The organism is Streptomyces sp. NPDC102274 (genome assembly GCF_044766385.1).
Classification (GTDB): Bacteria; Actinomycetota; Actinomycetes; order Streptomycetales; family Streptomycetaceae; genus Streptomyces.
In genome coordinates, this window is sequence record NZ_JBIWLW010000053.1 from 1 (window position 1) to 24,565 (window position 24,565).

The following is a 24,565-nucleotide window of genomic DNA, read 5'->3' on the forward strand; positions in this document are numbered from 1 at the left end:
CCCCCGGCGACTCCCCCCCCCCCCCCCCCCCGCCCCCGCCCCCGCCCTGCGAGCCCCCCCCCCACCCCCCCAAACCCCCCCCGCCCCCCCCCCCCCCCCCCCCCCCAAAACCCCCCCCCCCCCCCCCCCCCCCCCCCCCCCCACACCCCACCCCCCCCCCCCCCCCCCCCCCCCCCCCCCCCCCCACCCCGTACGGCTCAGGCCTTGCCGCGCCGTCCGCGCAGCTGCTCGGCCACCGGCGTCAGCGACGCCCGCAGCTCCGCCAGCGCCTCGGGCGTGAGCAGATCGATGAAGTGCTTCCGTACGGACGCGACATGGTGCGGCGCGACCTTCTGCATGGTCTCCATCCCGTGGTCCGTCAGGACCGCGTAGAGCCCGCGCCGGTCGGACTCGCAGTTCTCCCGGCGGACCAGCCCGGCGGCCTCCATCCTGGTGATCTGATGGGAGAGTCGGCTCTTGGACTGGAGCGTGGTGGCCGCGAGGTCACTCATCCGCATACGACGTTCCGCCGACTCCGAGAGGTTCACCAGGATCTCGTAGTCGTTCATGGTCAGGCCGAACGGCTGAAGGTCTTTCTCCAACTGGTGCGTCAGCAGTTTGTTGACATCCAGATGGGTGCGCCAGGCGCACTGCTCCGCGTCGGTCAGCCAGCGGGTGGCGGTCTCGGTCTCCATGTATGGATTCTACCTAAGAAGTTGAAATCTGTACGAAGCCTCCGGATGTGACACCTCGCACCCGATCACCAGCCAGGGGCGCAGGCGTTCGACGTCACACTCCGCAGACTACCGCTCACAGCCCGAAGCGACGCTGGAGATCGCCGAGCTGCCCCGGCATCCGGGGCGTGGACCCCTGTGACCCCTGATGTCCGGAGTGCCCCGAGGGAGCGCCGCCGCCCGGCACCCCGGGCTCCGACGTGACCGCGCCCAACGGCTGCTCCGCCATCAGCATCTCCGTCGACTGCAGCAGCACCGTCCCGGCCCCGACGAACTCGAATTGATGTTCCTCGCCCGACGTACCGCCGATCCCCGTCAACGACCTGAGCCCGCCCAGCACTCCGGACATATAACCATGATCGTAGTGGTGGCAGGGGGACGGGCAGTCCGCCCAGCCCACCAGCGCCTGCGGGTCCACCCGCAGCGGCGGCTCCATGAAGACCACGGGCCCGTTGGACGCGGCCACGAACTTCCCCGTACCGATCAGCGTCAGAAAGCCCGGCACGATCGACTGCTTCAGCGCCAGCGTCGGCTGGTACGCCAGCAGATTCCCGGACCGGATCGTCAGATTGCCCTCTTCCAGATCGAACGAGTTGACGTCGAAGGCGCGGTCGGCGAGCAGCATCTTGCCGCTGCCCTCCGCCACCACCCAGTCACTGGCGTGCAGCGGCGAGTGGAAGCTCGTACGCACCAGCCGCTCGAACCGGCCGTGGCCGATGCCGTCGAAGTTGATCTGCCCGTAGCAGGCGATCATCTTCCCCTTCTGCAGGAACCACTGGCTCCCCTTCAACTCCACACAGAAGGTGTACGCGTTGACGTTGTCGTCGCTCGGCAGCGTCATCGGGTCATGGATCACGGGCGCGCTCACAGCTTCTCCTCCGACGCCTGGACGTACACCGCGCCACTGCCGCTCAATTCCAGTTGGAACGCCTCGCCGGAGCCGCGCCCGACCATGTCGCGCCAGCCGAGCGCCGTGGACAGCTTGTTCCGTAGGTCGCCGTGGTGCGCGACATACGCCTGCGGGTCCACATGGACCTCCCGGCCCGGGGTGACGGGCACCTCGATCACCCCGCCGTGCGCCATCACCGCGACCGCGCCATGGCCCTTCAGTGTGGTGGTGAACAGGCCCTGGCCGGTCACCTGTCCGCGCACCATGCCCATGACCCCGCCCTGCGAGCCCATGAACATCGTGCCCTGCTGGAGGGTCCCGTCGAACGCGAGCAGCCGGTCCGCCTCCACATACAGGGTGTCGCCCGCCAGATTGATGACCTGGATGTGATGGCCGCCATGGCCGAACATCACCGTGCCGCTCCCCTCGACCGTCATCAGCGGGGTCGCCTCATTGGCGACCCGTCGTCCGATCATGGACATCAGACCGCCCTGGCCGCCCTGGATGTTGGGGGTGAAGCTGACGTCGCCGCGGTACGCGAGCATCGCGCCGCGCTGGCTGAACATCTTCTGGCCGGGCAGGACCGTCGCCTCGACCATCTTCGAGTTGATCTCGCGGAACGGCATCAGACATCGCCCCCGATCGTGTTCCGCTCGCTGGGCTGTACGTAGACGAGCCCGTCGCCCTCGAAGCGGATCTGGAAGGACTCGCCCGAACCCTCGCCCATGAACGTACGGAAGTTGACGCCGGACTGGAACTTCTGCTGGAGGTTGCCCTGGTGCGCGATGTACGCGCCGGGGTCGACGAAGAGCGGGTACTGCGGAGTCACCCGCAGGATCACCGCCTCGCCGTCCGACATGATCGCGGCCTGGCCCATGCCCTCGACGGTGGTCGTGAACAGGCCGGTGCCGGACGCGCCGCCCCGCAGGCCGGTGAACGACGTGCCGGTACGCAGCCCCGCGTCCGTGCAGAGCAGATTGCTCGCCTCGACGAAGAGCTTGTCGCCATGCAGCGAGACGAGGCTGATCTCGCTCGCGCGGTCGGCGAAGTAGCAGGTGCCCTGGCCCTTCACCTCCATCACGGTCATCTGTTCGCCGGTGAGCCGGCGGGTCACCATCCCGCGCAGACCCTCACCGCCGCCGGACATCTTCTTGAACGCCATCCGGCCGTCGTACGCGACCATCGAGCCGTTCTTCGCTTTGACGGCGTCGCCGGTCATGTCGACGGCGAGCACCTTGCTGCCTTGCAGTCGGAACTGAGCCACGGATCGAAGGTAACGGGCGGCACTGACAGGGAACAGGGGCCATGGTCCGCGATCGCCCCCGGCCGGACCCCGACGCGCCCCGTCACGCCGGCGACACGGACCCTGATAACGGTCGGGCAAAGCTGTGCTGCCACAATGGGACCGCGCTTGTGCAAACATTCACAAGATCACGTCCGCCCCCGATGCCGAAGGTGCCTCCCTGTGGACATCAAGACCGCCTCCTCCCTCCATCGCCTCCGTCTGGTCTCCGCCCCGGAGGCCGTGTCGTTCCTGCTGCTCCTCGTCTGCTCGGTGCTCAAGCGCACGACGGACTTCAACGCGGTCCCCGTCATGGGCGCCGTCCACGGTCTGCTCTTCGTGCTGTACGTGGTCTTCTGGCTGGACGCCTGGAACCGCACCAAGTGGTCCTTCGGCACCGCGGCCCTCTACTTCGTGCTCTCCGTCCTGCCGACCGGCGGCTTCTTCGCCGAGCGCAAGCTCAAGCGCGCCGCCGACGACGCGGTCATCGCCTCCCGCGCCCGCCGCGAGGGTACGGTGAACGCATGATCGTCGCCTTCTCGGTGAGCCCGCTGGGCGTGGGGGAGGACGTCGGGGAGTACGTCGCCGACGCCGTCCGTGTCGTCCGCGAGTCCGGGCTGCCCAACCGTACGGACGCCATGTTCACCTCGGTCGAGGGGGAGTGGGACGAGGTGATGGACGTCGTGAAGCGGGCCGTCGCCGCGGTCGAGGCCCGCGCCGGGCGCGTCTCGCTCGTCCTCAAGGCCGACATCCGGCCGGGGGTCACGGACGGTCTCACCTCGAAGGTCGAGACGGTGGAGCGCTACCTCGCCGGCTGAGCCCCGCCTCTCCCGCCGAGCCCCGCACCCCGCTGAGCCCCGCCTTGCCGGCCGCCCCCGCGCGGCCTTCCTCGCGGCCGTACGGCAACCCATACGCAGTAACCTCCGCACGGAGCACCGCTCGCACGGACGTCTCCAGTCGACACGCCGGTAAATGTCCCTTTCTGTAGGGATATCAATCTGGTGCGACAGCTGGAGGCATCCGTGCGGCCGGAGGGTTCCGAGTACGACTACGACGTCTACAGCTGTCTGGCCGGTCCGCTCAGGGAACCGGACCGGGCCGTCGCCTACCGGGTGCGCTACCGGAGTCTGCTCGCGCGTGAACCCCACCGAATAAGAGCCGTCCTGCTCATGGTCCTGGCGCCGCTGCTCTCCGGCGCCCTGCTGGTCTATCTGGTCTGGCCCACCCACCACACCGAGCGCGAGAGCGGCGACCGATGGCTGGTGGTCTGCGACCAGGTGATGCTGGGCGCGATCGGGCTCATCGCCCTCTTCACGCTCGTCAACGTCACATCGGTCGCCCACGCCACGATGGTCGCCAGGGACCCCATACCCGTCCCGGCCGAGCCCGGCACCCGCGTCGCGTTCCTCACCACCTACGTCCCGGGCAAGGAACCGCTCGCCATGGTGCGGTCCACGCTCGAAGGAGCCGTACGGCTGCGCCACAGCGGCCCGCTCGACATCTGGCTGCTGGACGAGGGCGACGACAGCGACGCCAGGGCGCTCTGCGAGCAGCTGGGGGTCCGCCACTTCACCCGGCGCGGCATACCGGAGTGGAACCGCAGGCGGGGCGTGCACAAGGCACGCACCAAGCACGGCAACTACAACGCCTGGCTCGCCATGCACGGCGGCGACTACGACTTCTTCGCCTCCGTCGACACCGACCACATTCCGCTTCCGAACTTCCTGGAGCGGATGATGGGCTACTTCCGCGACCCGGACACCGCCTTCGTCGTCGGCCCCCAGGTGTACGGCAACTACAGCTCACCGGTCACCAAGGCCGCCGAGTCCCAGCAGTTCCTCTTCCACGCGCTGATCCAGCGGGCCGGCAACCGCTATCACGCCCCGATGTTCGTCGGTACGAACAACGTCGTCCGGGTGCGGGCGGTCCTGCAGATAGGCGGGCTGTACGACTCGATCACCGAGGACATGGCCACCGGGTTCGAGCTGCACCGTGTCAGGAACCCCATCACCGGCCGGTTCTGGCGTTCGGTCTACACCCCCGATGTACTGGCCGTGGGCGAGGGCCCCGCTTCCTGGACCGACTTCTTCACCCAGCAGCTGCGCTGGTCGCGCGGGACGTACGAGACGCTGCTCAAGCAGTTCTGGAAGGCACCGTTCCGGCTGCCGCCCGGACGGCTGCTCAGCTACACGCTGATGCTCGTCTACTACCCGATGACCGCCGTGAACTGGTTCCTCGGCATCCTCAGCTGTGTTCTCTTCCTCTGGTTCGGCGCCTCGGGCACCCAGGTCTCGTCCTCGGTCCTGCTGATGCTCTACAGCGATGCCGCCGCTCTGCAGATAGGGCTCTACCTCTGGAACCGGCGGCACAACGTCTCGCCCCACGAGCCGCGCGGCTCGGGCGGTCTCGCCGGAATGGCGATGTCCGCGCTCTCCGCGCCGGTCTATCTCAGGTCGCTGGTCTCGGCGCTCCTCCGTACCCGCGGCAGCTTCGTGGTCACCCCCAAGGGCGGCCGGGCGAGCCCCGACCGGCTGCTGACCTTCCGGCTCCATCTCTTCTGGGCCGCCGTGCTGATCGCCTCACTCGTCGCGTCGGTGCTCCTCGGCCACACACACGCGGCGATGCGCACCTGGGCGGGCCTGGCGCTGGTGATCGCCCTCGCACCGGTCGGTGTCTGGGGCTGGACGCTGCTGGCCGGGCGCGCCGGCAGCGGCACCGTACAAACATCCGTCCGTACTTCCGTCGAAGCCGTCGAGGATCCGGACCTGGAGCTGGATCCGGACCTGGACCTGGACCTGGAGTTGGATCCGGACCTGGACCTGGACCTGGAGTTGGATCCGGACCTGGAGCTGGATCCGGACCTGGATTCGGAGCTGGACCTGGACCTGGACCTGGACCTGGACCCCGAGCCGGAGCCCGAGTCCGCCTTCGCCACGACGCCTGTGACGATGACAGGAGGGAACTGACCCATGCCTAAGCGGTACCGGCCGCGCCACAGGCCCTCGGAGAAGTTCAAGAAGACACTGCTCGGTGGCGGAGCCCTGGCGGTGCTGGCGGCCCTCAACGCCCCCGCGGCGTTCTCGTTCGCCGAGCAGAAGTACCACGCGTACAAGATCGCGCAGCCGGGCTACAAGCGGCAGTACGGCTCCTGGGAGATCCTCGACGTCCCGGCGGAATACCGTACGAACGCGATCCACGCGGCCCTGCTGCACACCGGCAAGGTGCTGATCATCGCCGGCTCCGGCAACAACCAGAAGAAGTTCGACGAGGGATCGTTCGACACGATCCTCTGGAACCCGGCCGACAACTCCTTCAAGAAGATCCCCACCCCGGAGGACTTCTTCTGTGCGGGCCACTCCCAGCTCCCCGACGGACGGCTGCTGGTGGCGGGCGGCACGGCGCGCTACGAGGTCCTCGACGGCGAGGTGAAGCGGGCCGGCGGCCGGATGCGGGTCAAGAACGAGAACCCCGACCGGGCCCGCACCTTCAAGAAGGGCACCCGCTTCCGCTCCCCCTCGGGCGTCGAGTTCATCAGCAAGTTCGATGTCACGGTGCCCAGGGCGAAGAAGGAGCTCAAGGTCGGGTACGGGAAGGGCGGCCGGATGCTGCCCTGGCGTACGAAGGTGACGGCCGGCGAGGCGCGGGTGTTCGTGGAGGCGGCCGAGAAGGGCCCGCGCGGGCTGACCACCCAGGCGGCGCAGTACGAGATCGTCGGGCTCAAGGGCAAGGACGCCAAGAATCTCTACGGCCTGGCACAGAAACTCACCACGGAGAAGCAGGACTTCCAGGGCATCAGATCCGCGTACGAATTCGACCCCGGGGCCGAGAAGTACCTCCCCGTGAACCCGATGAAGGAAGCGCGCTGGTACCCCACGCTGGTGACCCTGGACGACGGGAAGGTGCTCGCCGTCTCCGGCCTCGACGACGTCGGCGCCGTACTGACCGGGGACAACGAGATCTACGACCCGAGGACCAAGGCGTGGTCCAAGGGCCCCACCCGCTACTTCCCGACCTATCCCGCGCTCTTCCTCACCAAGGGCGGCAAGCTCTTCTACTCGGGCTCCAACGCGGGGTACGGGCCCGCCGAGAAGGGCCGGCAGCCGGGGCTCTGGGACCTCACGAAGAACACCTTCACCGAGGTCGGCGGGCTCACCGATCCCGACCAGACGGAGACCTCGGCCTCTCTGATGCTGGCGCCGGCGCAGGACCAGCGGGTGATGCTGCTCGGCGGCGGGGGCGTCGGTGAGTCCTCCAAGGCCACCGCGCGCACCGCGATCGTCGACCTCACACGGGACAGCCCGGCCTTCCAGGAGGGGCCCAGGCTGCCGAAGGGCACGCGCTATCTGAGCAGTGTGCTGCTCCCGGACGACACGGTGTTCACCACCGGCGGTTCCTCCGACTACCGGGGGCGCGGCGCCAGCGACATCCTCAAGGCGCAGTTCTACGAGCCGAGGACCAATACGTTCCGGCCGGCCGCCGACCCGACCGTGGGGCGCAACTACCACTCGGAAGCGCTGCTGCTGCCCGACGGCCGTGTGGTCACCTTCGGTTCCGACCCGCTCTTCCGCGACGCCGACAACACCAAACTCGGGACCTTCGAACAGCGTGTGGAGATCTACACGCCGCCCTATCTTCAGGGGGACAGAGCCGGTGAGAACAGACCGGCGCTGGGGGAGGGGCCGCGGGCGGTCGACCTGAACGGCCGGGCCACCTTCCGCGCGGCCCGTCCCGACCGGATCGCGAAGGCGAGGCTGATGCGGCCGAGCGCCGTGACGCACACGACGGATGTCGAGCAGCGCTCGGTCGAGCTGGCACTGACGAAGACGAAGGACACGGTGACGGTGGAGGTGCCGAAGGACCGGGCGCTGGTACCGCCCGGCTGGTACATGCTCTTCGTCACCAACTCCGCCGGTGTCCCGTCCGAGGCGAAGTGGGTCCGGGTGGACTGAGCCCCGGACAGGGCGGGCTCAGGCGGTCGCGTCCTTGCTTCTGCGGGCGAGGCCCAGCGCGTAGTCGGGCCACCAGGTACCGGCCGACGGGCCGCCGCGGCAGGGGCCGTCCGAGTCTCCGGGGCGCTTGATCCAGAGGAAGGCGTCCAGCAGTTCGTTGCCGGTGTTGGTGGTGGGCGGCGAGCCGAGCGCCCGGCCCGGCGGGTTGCACCACGCCTCGTCCTTGTCACCGCGCAGCGGGCCCGCGCCGTTCCTGCTGGTGTCGATGGTGAAGTGGACATCACCGAGCAGCCCGGAGAGCCGGGTGCCGTACGCCTTGACCGCGTCGTTCGTCTGGAAGTTGGACACATTGAGCGAGAAGCCGTCGGCCGAGGCGATCCCGGCCCGCCGGAGCGGCTCGATGAGTCTGGCGGGGTCGGGGATCCAGTTGGGATTGCCGGCGTCCAGATAGACCCGGGTACGTGGCTGCTGCTTGAGCCTGCCGATGGCGTGGGCGAGCAACTTGTACCGCTCGTCGTGGTACTCCGCCGGGGTGCAGCCGTCGGTCATATGCGGAACGGCGTCCGGCTCCAGGATCACCATGGCCTCGGCGTCGCCGATGGCGGCGGCGAAGGAGCCGATCCAGTCGTGGTAGGACTGGGCGTCCTGGGCGCCGCCCGCGGAGTAGAGCCCGCAGTCGCGGTGGGGGATGTTGTACGCGACGAAGACGGCCGTGCTCCTGGCGGTCTTCGCACTACGCACGATCCGGTGGATCCCGGGCTCGGGGTTGTCGGCGGCCGGCCAGTCGGCCACCGCCCGCTCGGAGATCCGCCGCAGCGCCTTCGCGTCGTCCTTACGCCCCTGCTGCTCCCACTCCCTGACCTGGCGGGCCGCGTCGCTCTCCGGATCGATCCAGAAGGGCGAGGCCGCGGTGGGGGCGGCTTCGCCGCGGAGCACGGAGGGGCCGGTGCGATCGCCCCGCTCGATCTGCTCGGTCCGCTCGGTCCGTTCGGCGGAGTCCCGGCGGGAGTCGGGGGAGCAGCCGGCCGCCGTCATCGCGAGCGCCGCCGCGAGGGCGGCGGAGGCGAGCGAGCACGGGCGGCGGCGCGAGGTGCGCGGGCGGTGTGGTCTGCGGCCGGACATCCAGCCCCCTCGGAAGACGACTGGGCAACGACGGGTATGACAAGATGGTCATATCGTTACATAATGTTCATTCGGTGGCGCTCTGCGACACCGGCAGCGCGACACCGGGCGGCGCCCGCTCGTACAGCACCTGGTGTCCGTGCCTCCGCACCGTGCGACCGAAATCCGAGACAGGGCAGTCCGCCAGGTGACCTCTGGGTAGGGTCGGAGCCGTGCCGAAACCGCTCAGCCTCCCCTTCGATCCCATCGCCCGCGCCGACGAACTCTGGCAGCAGCGCTGGGGGCCCGTGCCGTCCATGGCGGCGATCACCTCGATCATGCGCGCGCAGCAGATCCTGCTGGCCGGCGTGGACGCGGTGGTCAAGCCGTACGGGCTGACGTTCGCCCGGTACGAGGCATTGGTGCTGCTCACCTTCTCCAAGGCGGGCGAGCTGCCGATGTCCAAGATCGGCGAGCGGCTGATGGTCCACCCGACGTCGGTCACCAACACCGTGGACCGGCTGGTGAGATCCGGTCTGGTCGCCAAGCGGCCCAATCCGAACGACGGCCGCGGCACGCTCGCGTCCATCACGGACAAGGGCCGGAAGGTGGTGGAGGCCGCCACCCGCGATCTGGTGCGGATGGACTTCGGGCTCGGGGCGTACGACGCCGAGGAGTGCGCGGAGATCTTCGCGATGCTCCGCCCGCTGCGGGTGGCGGCCAGGGACTTCGACGACGCGGGCTGAGCCGGGGCGCGCGCACCCCCGTGGTGGGTGCCGCCGGCGTGCGTGCGTGGTCCCTTCCGCGGGCGAGGGACGGGCTCCCCGCAGGCGCCGGAAGGGCCCGGGATACGCTCGGGGCCATGAAACAAAGCGTGCTGTCCCGCTACCGGGTGATGGCGTACGTCACCGCCGTATGGCTGCTGGTCTTCACCGTGGCGATCATCCTGAAGTACGGATTCGACACCGGCGACACGATGCTGATCTCCCAGATCCACGGTGTGCTGTTCATCGTGTACGTCGTCTTCGCCTTCGACCTGGGCACCAAGGCGAAGTGGCCCTTCGGCAAGCTCCTCTGGGTGCTGGCCGCCGGCTGTATCCCGGTCGCGTCGTTCTTCGTCGAGCCGAGGATCACCCGCGAGGTCCGGCCGCTGATCACGGACCGTGAGCCCGCGACGGCCTAGGTCCGCCGGGTCCGCCTGGTCCATCGGGTCCGTCAGGTCCTGATTCGGTCCGCCGGAGCCCCGCCCGCACGAGGTGTGGGCGGTTTGGCATCGACATTTACTTGGACGTCCTAGTAAATTTGAAGGCATGGACGCGATGGAGGAGGGCCGCCTGCGCTGGCAGGCCCGGTACGACAAGGCCCGCAAGCGCGACGCGGACTTCGGCACGCTCTCCGGTGACCCGGTGGAGCCGGTCTACGGGCCCCGGCCCGGGGACACCTACGAGGGCTTCGAGCGGATCGGCTGGCCGGGGGAGTACCCCTTCACCCGGGGGCTCCATCCCACCGGCTACCGAGGCCGGACCTGGACCATCCGCCAGTTCGCCGGTTTCGGCAACGCCCAGCAGACCAATGAGCGCTACAAGACGATCCTGGCCAACGGCGGCGGCGGGCTCTCCGTCGCCTTCGACATGCCGACGCTCATGGGCCGCGACTCCGACGACCCGCGCTCGCTCGGCGAGGTCGGCCACTGCGGGGTCGCCATCGACTCCGCCGCCGACATGGAAGTACTTTTCGGCGGCCTTCCGCTCGGCGAGGTCACCACTTCGATGACCATCAGCGGCCCCGCGGTCCCGGTCTTCTGCATGTATCTGGTCGCCGCGGAGCGCCAGGGCGTAGATCCCGCCACCCTCAACGGCACGCTCCAGACCGACATCTTCAAGGAGTACATCGCGCAGAAGGAGTGGCTCTTCCAGCCCGAGCCGCATCTGCGTCTGATCGGCGATCTGATGGAGCACTGCGCCGCCTCCATCCCCGCGTACAAGCCGCTCTCGGTCTCCGGCTACCACATCCGCGAGGCCGGGGCGACGGCCGCGCAGGAGCTCGCGTACACCCTCGCGGACGGCTTCGGCTATGTGGAGCTGGGGCTGAGCCGGGGGCTGGACGTGGACACCTTCGCGCCCGGTCTCTCCTTCTTCTTCGACGCCCATCTCGACTTCTTCGAGGAGATCGCCAAGTTCCGCGCGGCCCGACGGATCTGGGCGCGGTGGATGAAGGAGGTCTACGGAGCGCGGAGCGACAAGGCGCAGTGGCTGCGCTTCCACACCCAGACGGCGGGTGTCTCGCTCACCGCGCAGCAGCCGTACAACAACGTCGTACGGACGGCGGTGGAGGCGCTGGCGGCCGTCCTCGGGGGCACGAACTCCCTGCACACGAACGCGCTGGACGAGACCCTCGCCCTGCCGAGCGAGCAGGCCGCCGAGATCGCGCTCCGTACCCAGCAGGTGCTGATGGAGGAGACGGGCGTCGCCAATGTGGCCGATCCGCTCGGTGGCTCCTGGTACATCGAGCAGCTGACCGACCGGATCGAGGCCGACGCCGAGAAGATCTTCGAGCAGATCAAGGAGCGCGGTCTGCGGGCCCACCCGGACGGGCGGCACCCGATCGGTCCCGTCACCTCCGGCATTCTGCGCGGCATCGAGGACGGCTGGTTCACCGGCGAGATCGCCGAGTCCGCGTTCCGGTACCAGCGGGCGCTGGAGAAGGGCGACAAGCGGGTCGTCGGCGTCAATGTCCACCACGGCTCCGTCACCGGCGATCTGGAGATCCTGCGGGTCAGTCACGAGGTCGAGCGCGACCAGGTGCGGGTCCTGGCCGAGCGCAAGGACGCGCGGGACGACGCCCGGGTCCGTACGGCCCTGGAGGCCATGCTGAGCGCCGCCCGCGACGGCTCGAACATGATCGCTCCGATGCTGGAGGCGGTACGGGCCGAGGCGACGCTCGGTGAGATCTGCGGGGTACTGCGCGACGAGTGGGGGACGTACACGGAGCCGCCCGGCTTCTAGACGTACTGTGCCGAGCCGACGGCCGTCCCCGGTGGAGGGGGCGGCCGTCGGCTTTGTTCCCCTCCGTACGTCTTCCTGCTCGCAAATACCTCTGAGTGAGAGCTAAAATGATGGCATGACCACGGAGGAGTTCCCCGACTCGCTCGCCGTCGTCCTCGCGGGCGTCCAGCGCATGATCCGACGCCAGCTGCGTGAGGGCTTTCCCGCACCGGCGCTGCGCGGCGCGCAGATCGAGCTGCTGGGGCTGGTCGCGGCCCGTCCGGGGATACGGGTGTCGGACGCGGCCAAGGAGCTGTATCTCGCCGGCAACTCGGTCTCCACCCTGGTCAATCAGCTCGGCCGGGCCGGCTATCTCCTCCGTGAGACCGACCCGGACGACCGGCGCTCCGCGCGACTGCTGCCCACCCCCGCGGCCGTGTCGCGGCTGAGCGAGTGGGAAGTCCGCCGCCGCGCGCTCATGCGCGAGCAGGTGGACCATCTGTCGGACGAGGACCGCGCGGCGCTGGCGGCGGCCCTTCCGGCGCTGCGCCGGCTCGCCGAGAACCTGCACGAGGGAGGCGCGGCGGGAGCGGGCGCGGCGGTAGCGGGCCTGGTGGGAGAGGGAGCGGGGGAACAGCGAGTGGAGGGAATATGACCGACACACCGTTCACCGGCGACGCCGGCCCCGACGGCGTGGGCCCCGACGGAGCCGAGTCCGGGGCCGCCGATCCTCGCGCGGCCGGCCGCGCGGACCCCGCCGCGCCCGACGCCGTCAGCTGCCGCGGACTGGACTACGCCTTCGGCGAGACCAAGGCCGTCCAGGACCTCGACCTCTCGGTCGGCGCGGGCGAGGTCTTCGGGCTGCTCGGTCCGAACGGCGCGGGCAAGACCACCGCGATCCGCTGCATCACCACCCTGTTGCCGGTCCCGGCGGGCATGGTGCGGGTGTTCGGCCACGACGCGGCGAAGGAGAAGATGGCGGTACGCCGCCTGCTCGGTTACGTACCCCAGCAGCTGTCCGCCGACGCGGCGCTGACGGGCCGCGAGAACGTGACGCTGTTCGCCCGCGTCTTCGACGTTCCACGCCGCGAGCGGTCCGAACGTGTCGCGCAGGCGCTGGCGGCCGTCGATCTGACCGGCGCGGCCGACCGGCTGACCAAGACGTACTCCGGCGGCATGATCCGCCGGCTCGAACTCGCCCAGGCGCTGGTCAGCGCGCCGAGACTGCTGATGCTCGACGAGCCGACGATCGGACTCGACCCGATCGCCCGTACCAGCGTCTGGGAGCACATCAACGCCGTACGGCACGCCACGGGCATGACCGTGCTGGTGACCACGCACTACATGGACGAGGCCGATCAGTACTGCGATCGCGTCGCGCTGATGCACCACGGGCGGATTCACGCCCTCGGCACCCCCGGCGAGCTGAGGTCCGAGCTGCGCGAGCGCCGGGCGGCGGCGGGCGCATCGGGCGCTTCCGGCGCCTCGGGCGAGAAGGACGCACTGCCGACGCTGGAAGACGTCTTCCGGGACGTGGCCGGCAGCGGTCTCGACGAGGAGGGAGGCGACTACCGCGATGTCAGGAGCACCCGCCGCACCGCGTCCCGCGTCGGCTGAGGAGAGCCTCGGCCGGCTGGACCTGCTGCTCGTACCACCGCGCGCCCGTACCGGCTGGCGCGTGCTGGCCGCCAGGGTCGTCGCGATGTGCATGGTCGAGCTGCAGAAGCTGCGCCACGACCGGACCGAGCTGTACACCCGGGCCGTTCAGCCCGCCCTCTGGCTGCTGATCTTCGGCGAGACCTTCACCCGGATCAAGGCCATCCCCTCCGGCGGCGTTCCGTATATCGACTTTCTCGCGCCCGGCATCATCGCCCAGTCCGCGATGTTCATCGCGATCTTCTACGGCATCCAGATCATCTGGGAGCGGGATGCCGGCATTCTGACCAAGCTACTGGTCACCCCCACCCCGAGAGCCGCACTCATCAGCGGCAAGGCGTTCGCCTCCGGGGTGAAGGCACTGATCCAGGCGGTGGTGGTGATCGTCATCGCCACGGCCCTGGGCGTCGGGCTGACCTGGAACCCGCTGCGGCTGCTCGGGGTGGCCGTCGTGGTGGTCCTCGGCTCGGCGTTCTTCTCCTGTCTGTCGATGACGATCGCCGGGATCGTGCTGACCCGCGACCGGTTGATGGGTATCGGCCAGGCCATCACCATGCCGCTCTTCTTCGCCTCGAACGCCCTCTATCCGGTGGCGATCATGCCCGGCTGGCTCCAGGTGATCAGCAAGATCAATCCGCTGAGCTACCAAGTCGACGCGCTGCGCGGGCTGTTGCTCGGTACGCCGTCCCATCTGCTGCTCGACTTCGGCGTCCTGCTGCTGGCGGCGGCCTTGGGCATCGCGGCGGCCTCGTCGCTGCTGGGACGGCTGGCGCGGTGACGCGGTGACGCGGTGACGCGGTGACGCGGTGACGTGGTGACGCGGCACGTGTGAACCGGACTCAGCTCTGTACGGTGGCCAGCCCGCCGAGCAGCAGGGCCGTGAACGTACGCGCCCACTCCTGGTCGACCGGCTCCGCGCTGACCAGGGTGCGGTGGACCACCGCGCCGGCGATCACGTCGAAGATCAGGTCCGCGGTACGGGCCGCCTTCGCGGTGTCCGGTTCGTGGGGGAGTTCACCGCGCATCCGGGCGCGCTCGCGGCCCAGCAGCACCAGTCGCTTCTGTCGGTCGACGATCGAGGCGCGGATACGGGTCCGCAGCGCCTCGTCCCGGGTGGACTCCGCGACCACCGCCATGAACGCCGTCCTGGTCTCGGGCCGTTCCAGCAGCGCAGCGAACTGGAGCACCATGCCCTCGACATCGGCCGCCAGACTGCCGCGGTCCTGCAACTCCAGCTCGTCGAAGAGGACGGCGACCGCGTCCACGACGAGCTCGCTCTTGGCCGTCCACCGCCGGTAGAGCGTGGTCTTGGCGACGCCCGCGCGGGTCGCCACATCGCTCATCGTCAGCTTGGACCAGCCCAGCTCACCCAGCGCGGCCCGGGTCGCTTCCAGGATGGCGGAGTCGGCCTCGGCGCTGCGGGGGCGCCCCCCTCGACTGCACATGACGGCGACCATACCGGCCGGTAAGGCATGTGCTGTGAGTCAGTTCACCAGATGGATCTTCCCTGTCGCACCGCCCGGCAGTTACGCTACGAGACGTAGCGAAAGCGGGGAGCTGCCCGCCCGCCACGCGGCGGTGCGTGTACCGCTTTTCAGAAGTGTGCGCGGAGGGGGGAGGATGTACTCATGCAGCCTAGGAACATGTCCATGAGCGGCGTCGTCGACCTCGCCGCGGTGAAGGCGGCCGGTGAGGCCAAGGTGAAGGCGGAGCAGGCCCGCGCCGAGGCGGCCCGTCACGGTGGTGCCGGTGCCGTACCCCCCTCCAGCCTGGTGATCGACGTCGATGAGGCGGGCTTCGAGCGCGATGTCCTCCAGCGTTCCACCGAGGTCCCGGTCGTCATCGACTTCTGGGCCGAGTGGTGTGAGCCGTGCAAGCAGCTCAGCCCGGTGCTCGAACGGCTGGCGCGCGAGTACAACGGCCGGTTCATCCTCGCCAAGATCGACGTCGACGCCAATCAGATGCTGATGCAGCAGTTCGGGATCCAGGGGATCCCCGCGGTCTTCGCGGTGGTGGCGGGCCAGGCGCTGCCGCTCTTCCAGGGCGCGGCCGCGGAGACCCAGATCCGGCAGACCCTGGACCAGCTGATCCAGGTCGGCGAGGAGCGCTTCGGGCTGACCGGCATCGCGGTCGACCCCGGCGCGGAGACGGACGCGGCGGACGGCGCCGAGCAGGCCGCCGCCGAGCCGGTGGGACCGTACGACGCCCTGCTGGAAGCGGCCGTACGCGCGCTGGACGCCAATGACTTCGACGCCGCCTCGCAGGCGTACCGCGATGTACTGGCCGACGACCCCGGCAACTCGGAGGCCGGGCTCGGCCTCGCCCAGGCCGAACTGCTCGCCCGCGTACAGGACATGGACCAGGCGCGGGTACGCAAGGACGCCGCGGACAAGCCCGGCGATGTGGCGGCGCAGATCGCGGCGGCCGACCTCGATCTGGTCGGCGGACATGTGGAGGACGCCTTCGGACGGCTGGTCGAGGCCGTGCGCCGGACGGCCGGGGACGACCGGGAGGCGGCGCGGGTGCGGCTGCTGGAGCTGTTCGAAGTCATCGGCGGGGACGACCCCCGGGTGACGGCGGCGCGTTCGGCTCTGGCGAGAGTTCTTTTCTGACGTGTTGAGGTAGTTGAGGTATTCGCCGTTTTTTCGGTCGCCAACTCCGTGGCGTACTCGCGGATTCGGTGACGAAACGACAACAGTGGCCGCGCTTTGCCAAAACTTGGCAAAAGCGGCTGCTGTTACTCGCAGTAAATCGACCCCCATGTTCTGTCCCGCTATGAGTGACAATCGCCGCTTCTGTCGCACCGTGGGGCCACACCCTGTGTGGCCGCTCGATGCCGGCGGGTCGCCCGCTGGTTATCGGGCCGTTACTAGCCAGTAACGAACCCCCTTGTGTCCCGGGCGCGAATGCACCACGATCGGCGACGCTCGGTCCAATTCCGCACCAGCACGGCAGCCAGCCGCGCCGTCGGTCCTGGGTCCCCACCGAGCGGACCGGCGGCAGCGTCCGCCGGCCCGGACAGGGGGGTTCCTGCCTACCCGGCAGGGCCTGTCCAGAGGTTGCGCGAAGGCGTGGCCAGTGGTTGTCGCTCGGGGGTGATCGCCGGTGGTTCCGGACGCGGTTGGCGCCTCGGTCACGGGCGCTCTCCTTCCCGAGGACGTAGCACTTCTCCCATCCCAGGACGGGCTCCCACCCGATCCGGAGATGTACGTCCGAGAAGGAGGACATTCATGGAGTCCCAAATTCGTGGCGGGACCAGATGGAGGCGGTTCGCCGTCGTCATGGTGCCGAGCGTGGCCGCGACGGCGGCGATAGGTGTCGCGCTCGCTCAGGGGGCGCTCGCCGCGTCGTTCAGCGTGTCGGGGCAGAGTTTCAAGGTGAGGGCCGACAAGCTGGTCGGCCAGAACTTCGTACAGTACGGCGGCGTTGCCGAGGGCGTTGACTCCGAGGGCAACAAGGCCTCGCACCCGGTGGCCGTCTCAGGGTTCAAGACCGCCCAGATCACCAACATGTGCCAGTCCGTGGTCACCCCGCTGCCGCTGCTCGGCACCAGTGTGACGCTGGTGCTCAAGGCCGGTGACAAGGGCACGCAGATCGAGGCGGAGAACCTCTACCTCGATGTCGAATCGCTCGACGCCGACGCGGAGTTCAAGAACATCGACATCGGTGTCGCGGCCGGCTCCACCAAGCCCCCCGGCATCCAGCCGGGGACGAGAGCGGACCCGAACGGCTTCGCCCAGCAGGCCGACGAGGCCGTTCTGAGGGACGTGAAGCAGACCGCGTGGGCGACCACCGCGGGCACGTTCAAGCTTCCTGACCTCAATCTGAGGCTCAAGGTCGGCAACCCCAAGAAATACGAGTGCTACTAGGACGTGTTGCGAAAGTCCCGCCTGGCCCGTGGGCGGACGGCGCTACTTTCGCGACACGTCCTAGGTACCCCCCCCGCGGGTGGGCCGGGCGGTCCCCTGACTGTTCGGCCCACCCGTCCCCCCGTCTCTGATCGCAATACCGCATACCGCTTTCCAGGGAGCTGTTTTTCCATGAGCGCCGAGTCCACAGGTTCCCGCGGATTCACCTACTGGCGGCTTCGGTTCCGCGCCTGGCGAGGCACCCGGCCGTTCTGGGCGGGCCTGTTCACTCTTCTCGGCGGGCTGCCGATCGCCTATTTCCCCTACGCCCAGCTCCATCTCGGCAACCTGACACTGGCCATGTCCACCACGGCCGGCGCGGGTTCGCTGATCATCGGCGTACTGCTGGTGACCCTGGGCCTGACGATGTGGTTCCAGAGCATCGTCCGGGTCTTCGCCGGCGTCGCCGCCATTCTGCTGGCGCTGGTATCGATCCCGGTCTCCAATATCGGCGGCTTTCTGCTGGGCTTCCTGCTCGCCATGCTCGGCGGCGCGCTCTCGATCTCCTGGGCCCCCGACAAGTGGGTCAGGCCCGCCGCCGAACTCGACACCCCCCATGAGGCGCCCGAGCCCGACGGCGACGGTGACCCTTTCTTCCCCGGTCCGCGCGACGGGGAGGACCCGAACGTGACGGATACGACTGCCCATGCCAACGGCGGGAGGAACAGTGCGGGGTGACAGCACGCAGCGAGTCACGGCCGGAGGCGATGATTCCCGGGTGAGAAGAGGGCCGCGTCACGCGGCCCCCAGAAAGTCGCTCCTGACCAAGCTTCAGATACCCGCGGGCAAGGCGATGGCGCTGGCGGCGATGCCGACGGCCGTCTTCGTGGGCATGGGGCTCACGCCCCGGCTCGCGCTGGCCGACGACAGCAAGGACATACCGTTCGCCCCGGGCCCGTGCGTGACCCGCTCGGACGAGCCGTCCGCGTCGGCGTCCGAGTCGCCCACGTCCACGCCGTCCGCGTCGGAGTCGGCGTCGCCGGAGCCGGGTGAGTCACCGTCGACAACACCGGAGCCGGCGGCGAGCGGGAGTGCGGCGCCGGGGGAAGAGGATTCAGGTTCCTCGGGCTCCGGTTCTTCGGGCGCGGGGAGTTCGGGCCCCGGGGCTTCGGACTCCAGGGAGCCCGCCGACACGTCATCCGGACCGACGGCGACCCCGACCCCCACGAAGTCCAAGAACCCACTGGACCCGCTGGGGCTGGGAGACGCGCTGGGAGACCTTCTCGGCGTACCGGACAAGGGCGCGACGAGCAGCCCGGAGCCGAGCACCTCCGCCACGGGGAAGCCGGACGCCGAGCCGTCCACGAAGCCGACGTCCGAGCCGGGGAGTTCCGAGCCGGACAGCGCGGCGGACGGTTCCCCGGACGGCGAGGGTACGGGCGACGGGCCGGCCGACACGGCCGTCGAAGGAATCAAGGACGGGGTCGACGGAACCAAGGACGCCATCAAGGAGGCGGCGGACAAGGTCGGCGCCGAGGTCGAGGAGCTGGACGCGGACGCCAAGGGTCTCGACGCCCGTAAGGACGACGACATCCCCGAGGGCGCGGACGGCAAGGAGCCCTTCCCCTGCCCGACGGCCGACCCCGAGGCCCTGGCCGCGGCCAAGGAGGAGCAGGGCATCCCGCTGCTGCCCGACGACCCGTGGACGCTGCACAGTTCACTGCTGACCCTGCGGGGCCTGGACTACAAGGGCATCGTCGAGGTGAGGACCGGCAGCGGCAAGCTCAAGAAGGCGCTGAAGTTCACCTCCACCTCGGTGGATATCCAGGACCTGCACCAGACCCTCGTCTACCCCGAGGGCAGGACGGCCCATGTGAAGGCCCGCGAGGGCTCGACGTCGACGATCCGTGACGGCGAGGTGACGATGTACACGGAACGGCTGAAGGGCAACCTCTTCGGCCTCATCCCGATCACCTTCAGCCCGGAGACGCCGCCCCCGCTGAACATCCCGTTCGCCTTCTTCACCGACGTCGAGGTAACCCAGGCGGGCCAGTTCGGCGGCACGCTCACGGTCCCCGGCCTCCAGAACTACCTCACGCACTGACCCGAATCCCCGGGAGCCGCGGGGAAGACTGTGGCCCGCACCACCAGTTGGTGCGGGCCACGGTCGTTCAGGGGCCGGAGCGACGGTGTCGTCAGTCGCGGGCGCCGCCGCCCAAGTGGTGGACGCGGACCATGTTCGTGGTGCCGGGGATGCCGGGGGGCGAGCCGGCGGTGATGATCATGGCGTCGCCCTCGTTGTAGCGCTGGAGCTTCAGCAGCTCCTCGTCCACCAGATCGACCATCGCGTCCGTGCTGCTCACCCAGCGCACGATGAAGGACTCCACGCCCCAGCTCAGGGTGAGCTGGTTGCGCGTCGACTCGTCCGTCGTGAAGGCCAGGATCGGCTGGGCCGCGCGGTAGCGGGAGAGGCGGCGGGCCGTGTCGCCGGACTGGGTGAAGGCGACCAGCGCCTTGCCGCCCAGGAAGTCCGCGATCTCGCAGGCGGCGCGGGCCACCGAACCGCCCTGGGTACGCGGCTTCTTGCCCGGGACCAGCGGCTGGAGGCCCTTGGAGAGCAGCTCCTCCTCGGCCGCGACCACGATCTTCGACATCGTCTTGACCGTCTCGACCGGGTACGCGCCCACCGAGGACTCGGCGGAGAGCATGACCGCGTCCGCGCCGTCCAGGATCGCGTTCGCGACATCGGACGCCTCGGCGCGGGTGGGGCGGGAGTTGGTGATCATCGACTCCATCATCTGGGTCGCCACGATCACCGGCTTGGCGTTGCGGCGGCACAGCTCGATCAGCCGCTTCTGCACCATCGGGACCTTTTCGAGCGGGTACTCGACGGCCAGGTCACCGCGCGCCACCATGACGCTGTCGAAGGCCGCGACCACGGCCTCCATGTTGGCGACCGCCTGCGGCTTCTCGACCTTGGCGATGATGGGGACCCGGCGGCCCTCCTCGTCCATGATCTTGTGGACGTCCAGCACGTCGTGCGCGTCACGGACGAACGAGAGCGCGATCATGTCGCAGCCCATCCGCAGACCGAAGCGCAGGTCCTCGATGTCCTTCTCGGACAGGGCGGCGACATTGACCGCCGCGCCGGGCAGGTTGATGCCCTTGTGGTCGGAGATCACCCCGCCCTCGATGACGATGGACTTGACCCGGGGACCCTCGACCTCGACCACCCGCAGCTCGACGTTGCCGTCGTTGATCAGGATCTGGTCGCCCTTGGAGACATCGCCGGGCAGGCCCTTGTAGGTGGTGCCGCAGATGGACTTGTCGCCCGCGACATCCTCGGTGGTGATGGTGAACTCGTCACCGCGCACCAGCTCGACCGGGCCCTCGGCGAAGGTTTCCAGACGGATCTTGGGGCCCTGGAGGTCGACCATGACACCCACGGCGCGGCCGGTGTCCTTGGCCGCCTTCCGCACGCGGTTGTACCGCTCCTGGTGCTCCGGGTGGCTCCCGTGGCTCATGTTGAGTCGGGCCACATTCATACCGGCCTCGATGAGCGACTTCAGCTGCTCGTACGAGTCGACGGCGGGGCCCAGTGTGCAGACGATTTTGGAACGGCGCATAAGGCGGATCCTATCGGTTTGTTTCGATGCGGAATATTCCGTCTGGTGGAAAGTACAAATGGGCGGGTGGCCGCTCAGGCGTCGACCGTTCGGTTCTTGCCGACCAGTGCGAAAGTCTGCCGCGCGATCTCCAGCTCTTCGTCCGTCGGGACCACGGCCACCACGGTCCCCGCCGACTCGGGCGAGATGATCCGCGGCTCGTCGGAACGTACGGTATTGCGCTCCGGGTCCACCGCCAGGCCCAGACTCTCCAGACCTGCGACGGCAGCTTCCCGCACCGGCGCCGCGTTCTCGCCCACACCCGCCGTGAAGGCCACCGCGTCCACCCGGCCGAGCACCGCGGTATAGGCACCGATGTACTTCTTCAACCGGTGGATATAGATGTCGAATGCGAGCGCCGCCCGCTCGTCGCCCTCGTCGACCCTGCGGCGGATCTCCCGCATGTCGTTGTCCCCGCAGAGGCCGACCAGACCACTCTTCTTGTTCAGAAGTTCATCGATTTCGTCAATGGACATTCCGGCCACACGCTTCAGATGGAACGTGACCGCCGGATCGATGTCCCCGGAGCGCGTCCCCATCACCAGCCCCTCCAGCGGAGTCAGCCCCATCGAGGTGTCCACGCACCGCCCGCCCTCGACGGCGGACGCCGACGCGCCGTTGCCGAGGTGCAGGACGATCACATTCACCTCGGACGGATCCTTGCCGAGCAACTCGGCGGTCTTCCGGGAGACATACGCGTGCGACGTGCCGTGGAAGCCGTAGCGGCGGATACGGTGCGCGTCGGCCGTCGCGGTGTCGATCGCGTACCGCGCGGCGTACTCCGGCATCGTCGTGTGGAACGCGGTGTCGAAGACCGCGACCTGCGGTAGATCGGGACGGAGCTTCCGCGCGGTACGGATCCCGGTGAGGTTCGCCGGATTGTGCAACGGCGCCACCGGCACCAGCCGCTCGATCTCCTTCAGCACGGCGTCGTCGATGACCGTCGGCTCGCTGAACTTCAGCCCGCCGTGGACGACCCGGTGGCCGATGGCCGCCAGATCGGGGGAGTCGATCCCCAGCCCGTCGTGCGCCAGCTCCTCCGCGACCGCCTCCAGTGCCGCCTTGTGGTCGGCGATCCTCCCCGTACGCTCGCGCTTCCCGCCGAGCCCCTCGGCCGACGGGGTGTGCACCAGCCGTGAGGTCTCCTCGCCGATGCGTTCCACCAGACCGGTCGCGAGCCGGGAGCCGTCCCGCATGTCCAGCAGTTGGTACTTCACCGACGAGGAACCGGAGTTGAGGACGAGGACACGGGTGGCGGGGGAGTGCGCGGTCACGGCTGTCGGCCTTCTGTCGTAGTCATGGAGTCGTGGTCGTGGCCATGGAGTCGTGGTCATGGAGTCGTGGTCATGGAGTCGTGGTCACGGAGTCGTGGTCATCGCCGGGGGCGGTGGGGCTCACGCGCTCTCGCCCTGCGCCTGGATCGCCGTGATCGCCACCGTATTCACAATGTCCTGCACGAACGCCCCGCGCGAAAGGTCGTTGACCGGCTTGCGCAGCCCCTGGAGCACCGGACCCACGGCCACGGCGCCCGCCGAACGCTGCACGGCCTTGTAGGTGTTGTTGCCGGTGTTCAGATCAGGGAAGATCAGCACCGTCGCCCGGCCCGCCACCTCCGACTCGGGCAGCTTGGTCGCCGCGACGGACGGCTCGACCGCTGCGTCGTACTGGATCGGCCCCTCGATCCGCAGATCCGGCCGCGCCCCGCGCACCAGTTCGGTGGCCTCGCGCACCTTGTCGACATCCGCGCCCGAGCCCGACGTACCCGTCGAGTACGAGAGCATCGCGATCCGCGGCTCCACCCCGAAGCGGGCGGCGGTGGCGGCGGACTGGACGGCGATGTCCGAGAGCTGCGCCGCGTCCGGATCCGGGTTCACCGCGCAGTCGCCGTACACCAGCACCTTGTCGGCGAGGCACATGAAGAAGACCGACGAGACGATGGAGGCGTCCGTCCTGGTCTTGATGATCTCGAAGGCCGGCCGGATGGTGGCCGCCGTGGAGTGCACGGAACCGGAGACCATGCCGTCGGCCAGTCCCTCCCCCACCATCAGCGTCCCGAAGTAGTTGACGTCCGCCACCACGTCGTACGCCAGCTCCACCGACACCCCCTTGTGGGCGCGCAGTTCCGCGTACCGCTCGGCGAAGGACTGGCGCAGCTCGGAGGTGGCCGGATCGATCAGCTGCGTCGACGAGAGATCGATACCGAGGTCGGCCGCCTTCTTCCGGATGACGTCCGGGTCGCCGAGGAGCGTCAGGTCGCACACATCGCGGCGCAGCAGCACGTCGGCGGCGCGCAGCACACGTTCCTCGGCGCCCTCGGGCAGTACGACGCGACGGCGGTGCGCGCGCGCCTGCTCCAGCAGTTCGTGCTCGAACATCATCGGCGTCACCCGGCCGCTGCGGGCCACCGACATCCGGGCCAGCAGCGCGGCGGTGTCCACGTGCCGCTCGAACAGACCCAGCGCGGTCTCCGCCTTGCGCGGCGTCGCGGCGTTCAACTTCCCTTCCAGTCCGAAGAGTTCGGCTGCGGTGGGAAACGAACGGCCGGGCACCGAGACCACCGGAGTACCGGGCGCGAGCCGCGCGGCCAGGGTCAGTATGGAGTCCCCGGGACGCTCGTCGAGCGTGAGCAGTACCCCCGCTATGGGCGGTGTGCCCGCGGAGTGGGCGGCGAGCGCCCCCACGACCAGATCCGCGCGGTCCCCCGGGGTGACCACCATGCAGCCGGGGGTCAGCGCGCTCAGGAAGTTCGGCAGCATCGCGCCGCCGAAGACGAAGTCCAGCGCGTCCCTGGCCAGGCCCGAGTCGTCCCCGAGCAGCACCGTGCCCCCCAGGGCCGCGGTGATCTGCGCGACCGTCGGGGCCGCCAGCGCCGGCTCGTCCGGCAGGACATAACAGGGAACCGGGAACTGGGCCGCCAGCCCCTCGGCGATCGCCTCGCGGTCCTCGGCGGCCACCCGGTTGACGACCATGGTCAGCACGTCGCAGCCCAGCACCTGGTACGCGCGGTGGGCATTGCGCGCCTCGGCCCGTACGGACTCGGCCGTCTGCCCCTTGCCGCCCACCACGGGGATCACGGACGCCCCGAACTCGTTGGCGAGCCGGGCGTTGAGCGACAGCTCGTCGGGCAGCTGCGTCGCCGCGAAGTCCGTCCCGAGCACGAGCACGACCTCGTACTCCCGCGCCACCCGGTGGAACCCCTCCACCAGCCGCGAGACCAACTCGTCGGTGCCCCGCTCGGCCTGGAGCGCGGACGCCTCGTGATAGTCGAGCCCGTACACCGTCGCCGGATCCTGTGACAGCCGGTAGCGGGCCCGCAACAGATCGAAGAGCCGGTCGGGGCCGTCATGGACCAGCGGACGGAAGACCCCCACCCGGTCCACCTGGCGGGTCAGCAGCTCCATGACTCCCAGCTCCACGACCTGGCGGCCGTCCCCTCGGTCGATCCCGGTCACGTACACGCTGCGCGTCACGCGTGCTC

Annotated in this window: 23 protein-coding genes; 14 read left to right on the forward strand and 9 right to left on the reverse strand. The window is 69.3% G+C overall.

Going from position 1 to position 24,565, the window contains the following annotated elements:
• Positions 1 to 197: 197 nt before the first annotated feature.
• From ACIRQP_RS38535 to ACIRQP_RS38550, 4 genes are all read right to left on the reverse strand, one after another.
• On the reverse strand, positions 198 to 674 hold the full coding sequence (locus ACIRQP_RS38535; protein ID WP_403899407.1) for a MarR family winged helix-turn-helix transcriptional regulator: 477 nt from the start codon (positions 672 to 674) through the stop codon (positions 198 to 200).
• A 115-nt stretch (positions 675 to 789) separates the two neighbouring features.
• Positions 790 to 1,581 carry an AIM24 family protein gene (locus ACIRQP_RS38540; protein WP_403899410.1) on the reverse strand — a complete coding sequence of 264 codons (792 nt, stop codon included), beginning with the start codon at positions 1,579 to 1,581 and terminating at the stop codon, positions 790 to 792.
• On the reverse strand, positions 1,578 to 2,228 hold the full coding sequence (locus ACIRQP_RS38545; RefSeq protein ID WP_403899413.1) for an AIM24 family protein: 651 nt from the start codon (positions 2,226 to 2,228) through the stop codon (positions 1,578 to 1,580). The genes ACIRQP_RS38540 and ACIRQP_RS38545 overlap by 4 nt, the downstream gene beginning before the upstream one ends.
• Positions 2,228 to 2,821 carry an AIM24 family protein gene (locus ACIRQP_RS38550; RefSeq protein WP_403899482.1) on the reverse strand — a complete coding sequence of 198 codons (594 nt, stop codon included), beginning with the start codon at positions 2,819 to 2,821 and terminating at the stop codon, positions 2,228 to 2,230. The genes ACIRQP_RS38545 and ACIRQP_RS38550 overlap by 1 nt, the downstream gene beginning before the upstream one ends.
• A 246-nt stretch (positions 2,822 to 3,067) precedes the next feature.
• Between ACIRQP_RS38550 and ACIRQP_RS38555 the strand changes: the two genes are divergently transcribed.
• The 4 genes from ACIRQP_RS38555 (at position 3,068) to ACIRQP_RS38570 (ending at position 7,833) form a co-directional block, all read left to right on the forward strand.
• Positions 3,068 to 3,412 carry a DUF3817 domain-containing protein gene (locus ACIRQP_RS38555; protein WP_403899415.1) on the forward strand — a complete coding sequence of 115 codons (345 nt, stop codon included), beginning with the start codon at positions 3,068 to 3,070 and terminating at the stop codon, positions 3,410 to 3,412.
• Positions 3,409 to 3,702, forward strand: coding sequence for an MTH1187 family thiamine-binding protein (locus ACIRQP_RS38560; RefSeq protein ID WP_030351951.1), 294 nt, complete (start codon positions 3,409 to 3,411; stop codon positions 3,700 to 3,702). The genes ACIRQP_RS38555 and ACIRQP_RS38560 overlap by 4 nt, the downstream gene beginning before the upstream one ends.
• A 204-nt stretch (positions 3,703 to 3,906) precedes the next feature.
• Positions 3,907 to 5,850 carry a glycosyltransferase family 2 protein gene (locus tag ACIRQP_RS38565; protein ID WP_403899485.1) on the forward strand — a complete coding sequence of 648 codons (1,944 nt, stop codon included), beginning with the start codon at positions 3,907 to 3,909 and terminating at the stop codon, positions 5,848 to 5,850.
• A 3-nt stretch (positions 5,851 to 5,853) separates the two neighbouring features.
• Complete coding sequence (locus ACIRQP_RS38570; RefSeq protein ID WP_403899418.1) at positions 5,854 to 7,833, forward strand: galactose oxidase-like domain-containing protein; 1,980 nt, start codon at positions 5,854 to 5,856, stop codon at positions 7,831 to 7,833.
• 18 nt (positions 7,834 to 7,851) lie between these two features.
• Here the strand turns inward: ACIRQP_RS38570 and ACIRQP_RS38575 are convergent, their stop codons facing one another.
• Entirely contained in the window at positions 7,852 to 8,955 is a 1,104-nt protein-coding gene (locus tag ACIRQP_RS38575) for a glycoside hydrolase family 6 protein (protein WP_403899420.1), read from the reverse strand.
• A gap of 212 nt (positions 8,956 to 9,167) precedes the next feature.
• On the opposite strand from ACIRQP_RS38575, the gene ACIRQP_RS38580 reads away from it, so the two are divergent.
• From ACIRQP_RS38580 to ACIRQP_RS38605, 6 genes are all read left to right on the forward strand, one after another.
• Positions 9,168 to 9,680, forward strand: a complete 513-nt coding sequence (locus ACIRQP_RS38580; RefSeq protein ID WP_403899423.1) for a MarR family winged helix-turn-helix transcriptional regulator — start codon at positions 9,168 to 9,170, stop codon at positions 9,678 to 9,680.
• A 116-nt stretch (positions 9,681 to 9,796) separates the two neighbouring features.
• Complete coding sequence (locus tag ACIRQP_RS38585) at positions 9,797 to 10,117, forward strand: DUF3817 domain-containing protein (RefSeq protein ID WP_403899425.1); 321 nt, start codon at positions 9,797 to 9,799, stop codon at positions 10,115 to 10,117.
• 127 nt (positions 10,118 to 10,244) lie between these two features.
• Entirely contained in the window at positions 10,245 to 11,939 is a 1,695-nt protein-coding gene (locus tag ACIRQP_RS38590) for a methylmalonyl-CoA mutase (protein WP_403899428.1), read from the forward strand.
• A 115-nt stretch (positions 11,940 to 12,054) separates the two neighbouring features.
• Positions 12,055 to 12,573 (forward strand): MarR family winged helix-turn-helix transcriptional regulator, encoded by a 519-nt coding sequence (locus ACIRQP_RS38595; RefSeq protein WP_403899430.1) that lies wholly within the window; start codon positions 12,055 to 12,057, stop codon positions 12,571 to 12,573.
• The gene (locus ACIRQP_RS38600) at positions 12,570 to 13,535 is read left to right on the forward strand and encodes an ATP-binding cassette domain-containing protein (protein ID WP_403899433.1); all 966 of its coding nucleotides are present in this window, start codon (positions 12,570 to 12,572) and stop codon (positions 13,533 to 13,535) included. The genes ACIRQP_RS38595 and ACIRQP_RS38600 overlap by 4 nt, the downstream gene beginning before the upstream one ends.
• On the forward strand, positions 13,495 to 14,352 hold the full coding sequence (locus tag ACIRQP_RS38605; RefSeq protein ID WP_403899436.1) for an ABC transporter permease: 858 nt from the start codon (positions 13,495 to 13,497) through the stop codon (positions 14,350 to 14,352). The genes ACIRQP_RS38600 and ACIRQP_RS38605 overlap by 41 nt, the downstream gene beginning before the upstream one ends.
• A gap of 61 nt (positions 14,353 to 14,413) precedes the next feature.
• Here the strand turns inward: ACIRQP_RS38605 and ACIRQP_RS38610 are convergent, their stop codons facing one another.
• On the reverse strand, positions 14,414 to 15,019 hold the full coding sequence (locus ACIRQP_RS38610) for a TetR/AcrR family transcriptional regulator (protein ID WP_403899439.1): 606 nt from the start codon (positions 15,017 to 15,019) through the stop codon (positions 14,414 to 14,416).
• 183 nt (positions 15,020 to 15,202) lie between these two features.
• Between ACIRQP_RS38610 and ACIRQP_RS38615 the strand changes: the two genes are divergently transcribed.
• The 4 genes from ACIRQP_RS38615 (at position 15,203) to ACIRQP_RS38630 (ending at position 19,526) form a co-directional block, all read left to right on the forward strand.
• Positions 15,203 to 16,186 carry a tetratricopeptide repeat protein gene (locus tag ACIRQP_RS38615; protein WP_403899441.1) on the forward strand — a complete coding sequence of 328 codons (984 nt, stop codon included), beginning with the start codon at positions 15,203 to 15,205 and terminating at the stop codon, positions 16,184 to 16,186.
• 618 nt (positions 16,187 to 16,804) lie between these two features.
• On the forward strand, positions 16,805 to 17,443 hold the full coding sequence (locus tag ACIRQP_RS38620; RefSeq protein ID WP_403899444.1) for a DUF6230 family protein: 639 nt from the start codon (positions 16,805 to 16,807) through the stop codon (positions 17,441 to 17,443).
• A gap of 171 nt (positions 17,444 to 17,614) precedes the next feature.
• Positions 17,615 to 18,160 carry a DUF6114 domain-containing protein gene (locus tag ACIRQP_RS38625; protein ID WP_403899447.1) on the forward strand — a complete coding sequence of 182 codons (546 nt, stop codon included), beginning with the start codon at positions 17,615 to 17,617 and terminating at the stop codon, positions 18,158 to 18,160.
• Positions 18,150 to 19,526 (forward strand): hypothetical protein, encoded by a 1,377-nt coding sequence (locus ACIRQP_RS38630; RefSeq protein WP_403899450.1) that lies wholly within the window; start codon positions 18,150 to 18,152, stop codon positions 19,524 to 19,526. The genes ACIRQP_RS38625 and ACIRQP_RS38630 overlap by 11 nt, the downstream gene beginning before the upstream one ends.
• A gap of 91 nt (positions 19,527 to 19,617) precedes the next feature.
• Here the strand turns inward: ACIRQP_RS38630 and pyk are convergent, their stop codons facing one another.
• The 3 genes from pyk to pta form a co-directional block, all read right to left on the reverse strand.
• Positions 19,618 to 21,048, reverse strand: coding sequence for a pyruvate kinase (pyk, locus tag ACIRQP_RS38635; protein ID WP_403899452.1), 1,431 nt, complete (start codon positions 21,046 to 21,048; stop codon positions 19,618 to 19,620).
• Between the two features lie 74 nt (positions 21,049 to 21,122).
• Positions 21,123 to 22,361, reverse strand: a complete 1,239-nt coding sequence (locus ACIRQP_RS38640; RefSeq protein WP_403899455.1) for an acetate kinase — start codon at positions 22,359 to 22,361, stop codon at positions 21,123 to 21,125.
• A gap of 120 nt (positions 22,362 to 22,481) precedes the next feature.
• Positions 22,482 to 24,557 carry a phosphate acetyltransferase gene (pta, locus tag ACIRQP_RS38645; RefSeq protein ID WP_403899458.1) on the reverse strand — a complete coding sequence of 692 codons (2,076 nt, stop codon included), beginning with the start codon at positions 24,555 to 24,557 and terminating at the stop codon, positions 22,482 to 22,484.
• Positions 24,558 to 24,565: the final 8 nt, after the last annotated feature.

Coding starts and splice junctions, on each gene's coding strand:
- ACIRQP_RS38535 (WP_403899407.1), bottom strand. CDS start 674: ATGGAGACCGAGACCGCCACCCGCTGGCTGACCGACGCGGAGCAGTGC.
- ACIRQP_RS38545 (WP_403899413.1), bottom strand. CDS start 2,228: ATGCCGTTCCGCGAGATCAACTCGAAGATGGTCGAGGCGACGGTCCTG.
- ACIRQP_RS38550 (WP_403899482.1), bottom strand. CDS start 2,821: ATGACCGGCGACGCCGTCAAAGCGAAGAACGGCTCGATGGTCGCGTAC.
- ACIRQP_RS38560 (WP_030351951.1), top strand. CDS start 3,409: ATGATCGTCGCCTTCTCGGTGAGCCCGCTGGGCGTGGGGGAGGACGTC.
- ACIRQP_RS38570 (WP_403899418.1), top strand. CDS start 5,854: ATGCCTAAGCGGTACCGGCCGCGCCACAGGCCCTCGGAGAAGTTCAAG.
- ACIRQP_RS38575 (WP_403899420.1), bottom strand. CDS start 8,955: ATGTCCGGCCGCAGACCACACCGCCCGCGCACCTCGCGCCGCCGCCCG.
- ACIRQP_RS38585 (WP_403899425.1), top strand. CDS start 9,797: ATGAAACAAAGCGTGCTGTCCCGCTACCGGGTGATGGCGTACGTCACC.
- ACIRQP_RS38590 (WP_403899428.1), top strand. CDS start 10,245: ATGGACGCGATGGAGGAGGGCCGCCTGCGCTGGCAGGCCCGGTACGAC.
- ACIRQP_RS38595 (WP_403899430.1), top strand. CDS start 12,055: ATGACCACGGAGGAGTTCCCCGACTCGCTCGCCGTCGTCCTCGCGGGC.
- ACIRQP_RS38600 (WP_403899433.1), top strand. CDS start 12,570: ATGACCGACACACCGTTCACCGGCGACGCCGGCCCCGACGGCGTGGGC.
- ACIRQP_RS38605 (WP_403899436.1), top strand. CDS start 13,495: ATGTCAGGAGCACCCGCCGCACCGCGTCCCGCGTCGGCTGAGGAGAGC.
- ACIRQP_RS38610 (WP_403899439.1), bottom strand. CDS start 15,019: ATGTGCAGTCGAGGGGGGCGCCCCCGCAGCGCCGAGGCCGACTCCGCC.
- ACIRQP_RS38615 (WP_403899441.1), top strand. CDS start 15,203: ATGCAGCCTAGGAACATGTCCATGAGCGGCGTCGTCGACCTCGCCGCG.
- ACIRQP_RS38620 (WP_403899444.1), top strand. CDS start 16,805: ATGGAGTCCCAAATTCGTGGCGGGACCAGATGGAGGCGGTTCGCCGTC.
- ACIRQP_RS38625 (WP_403899447.1), top strand. CDS start 17,615: ATGAGCGCCGAGTCCACAGGTTCCCGCGGATTCACCTACTGGCGGCTT.
- pyk (WP_403899452.1), bottom strand. CDS start 21,048: ATGCGCCGTTCCAAAATCGTCTGCACACTGGGCCCCGCCGTCGACTCG.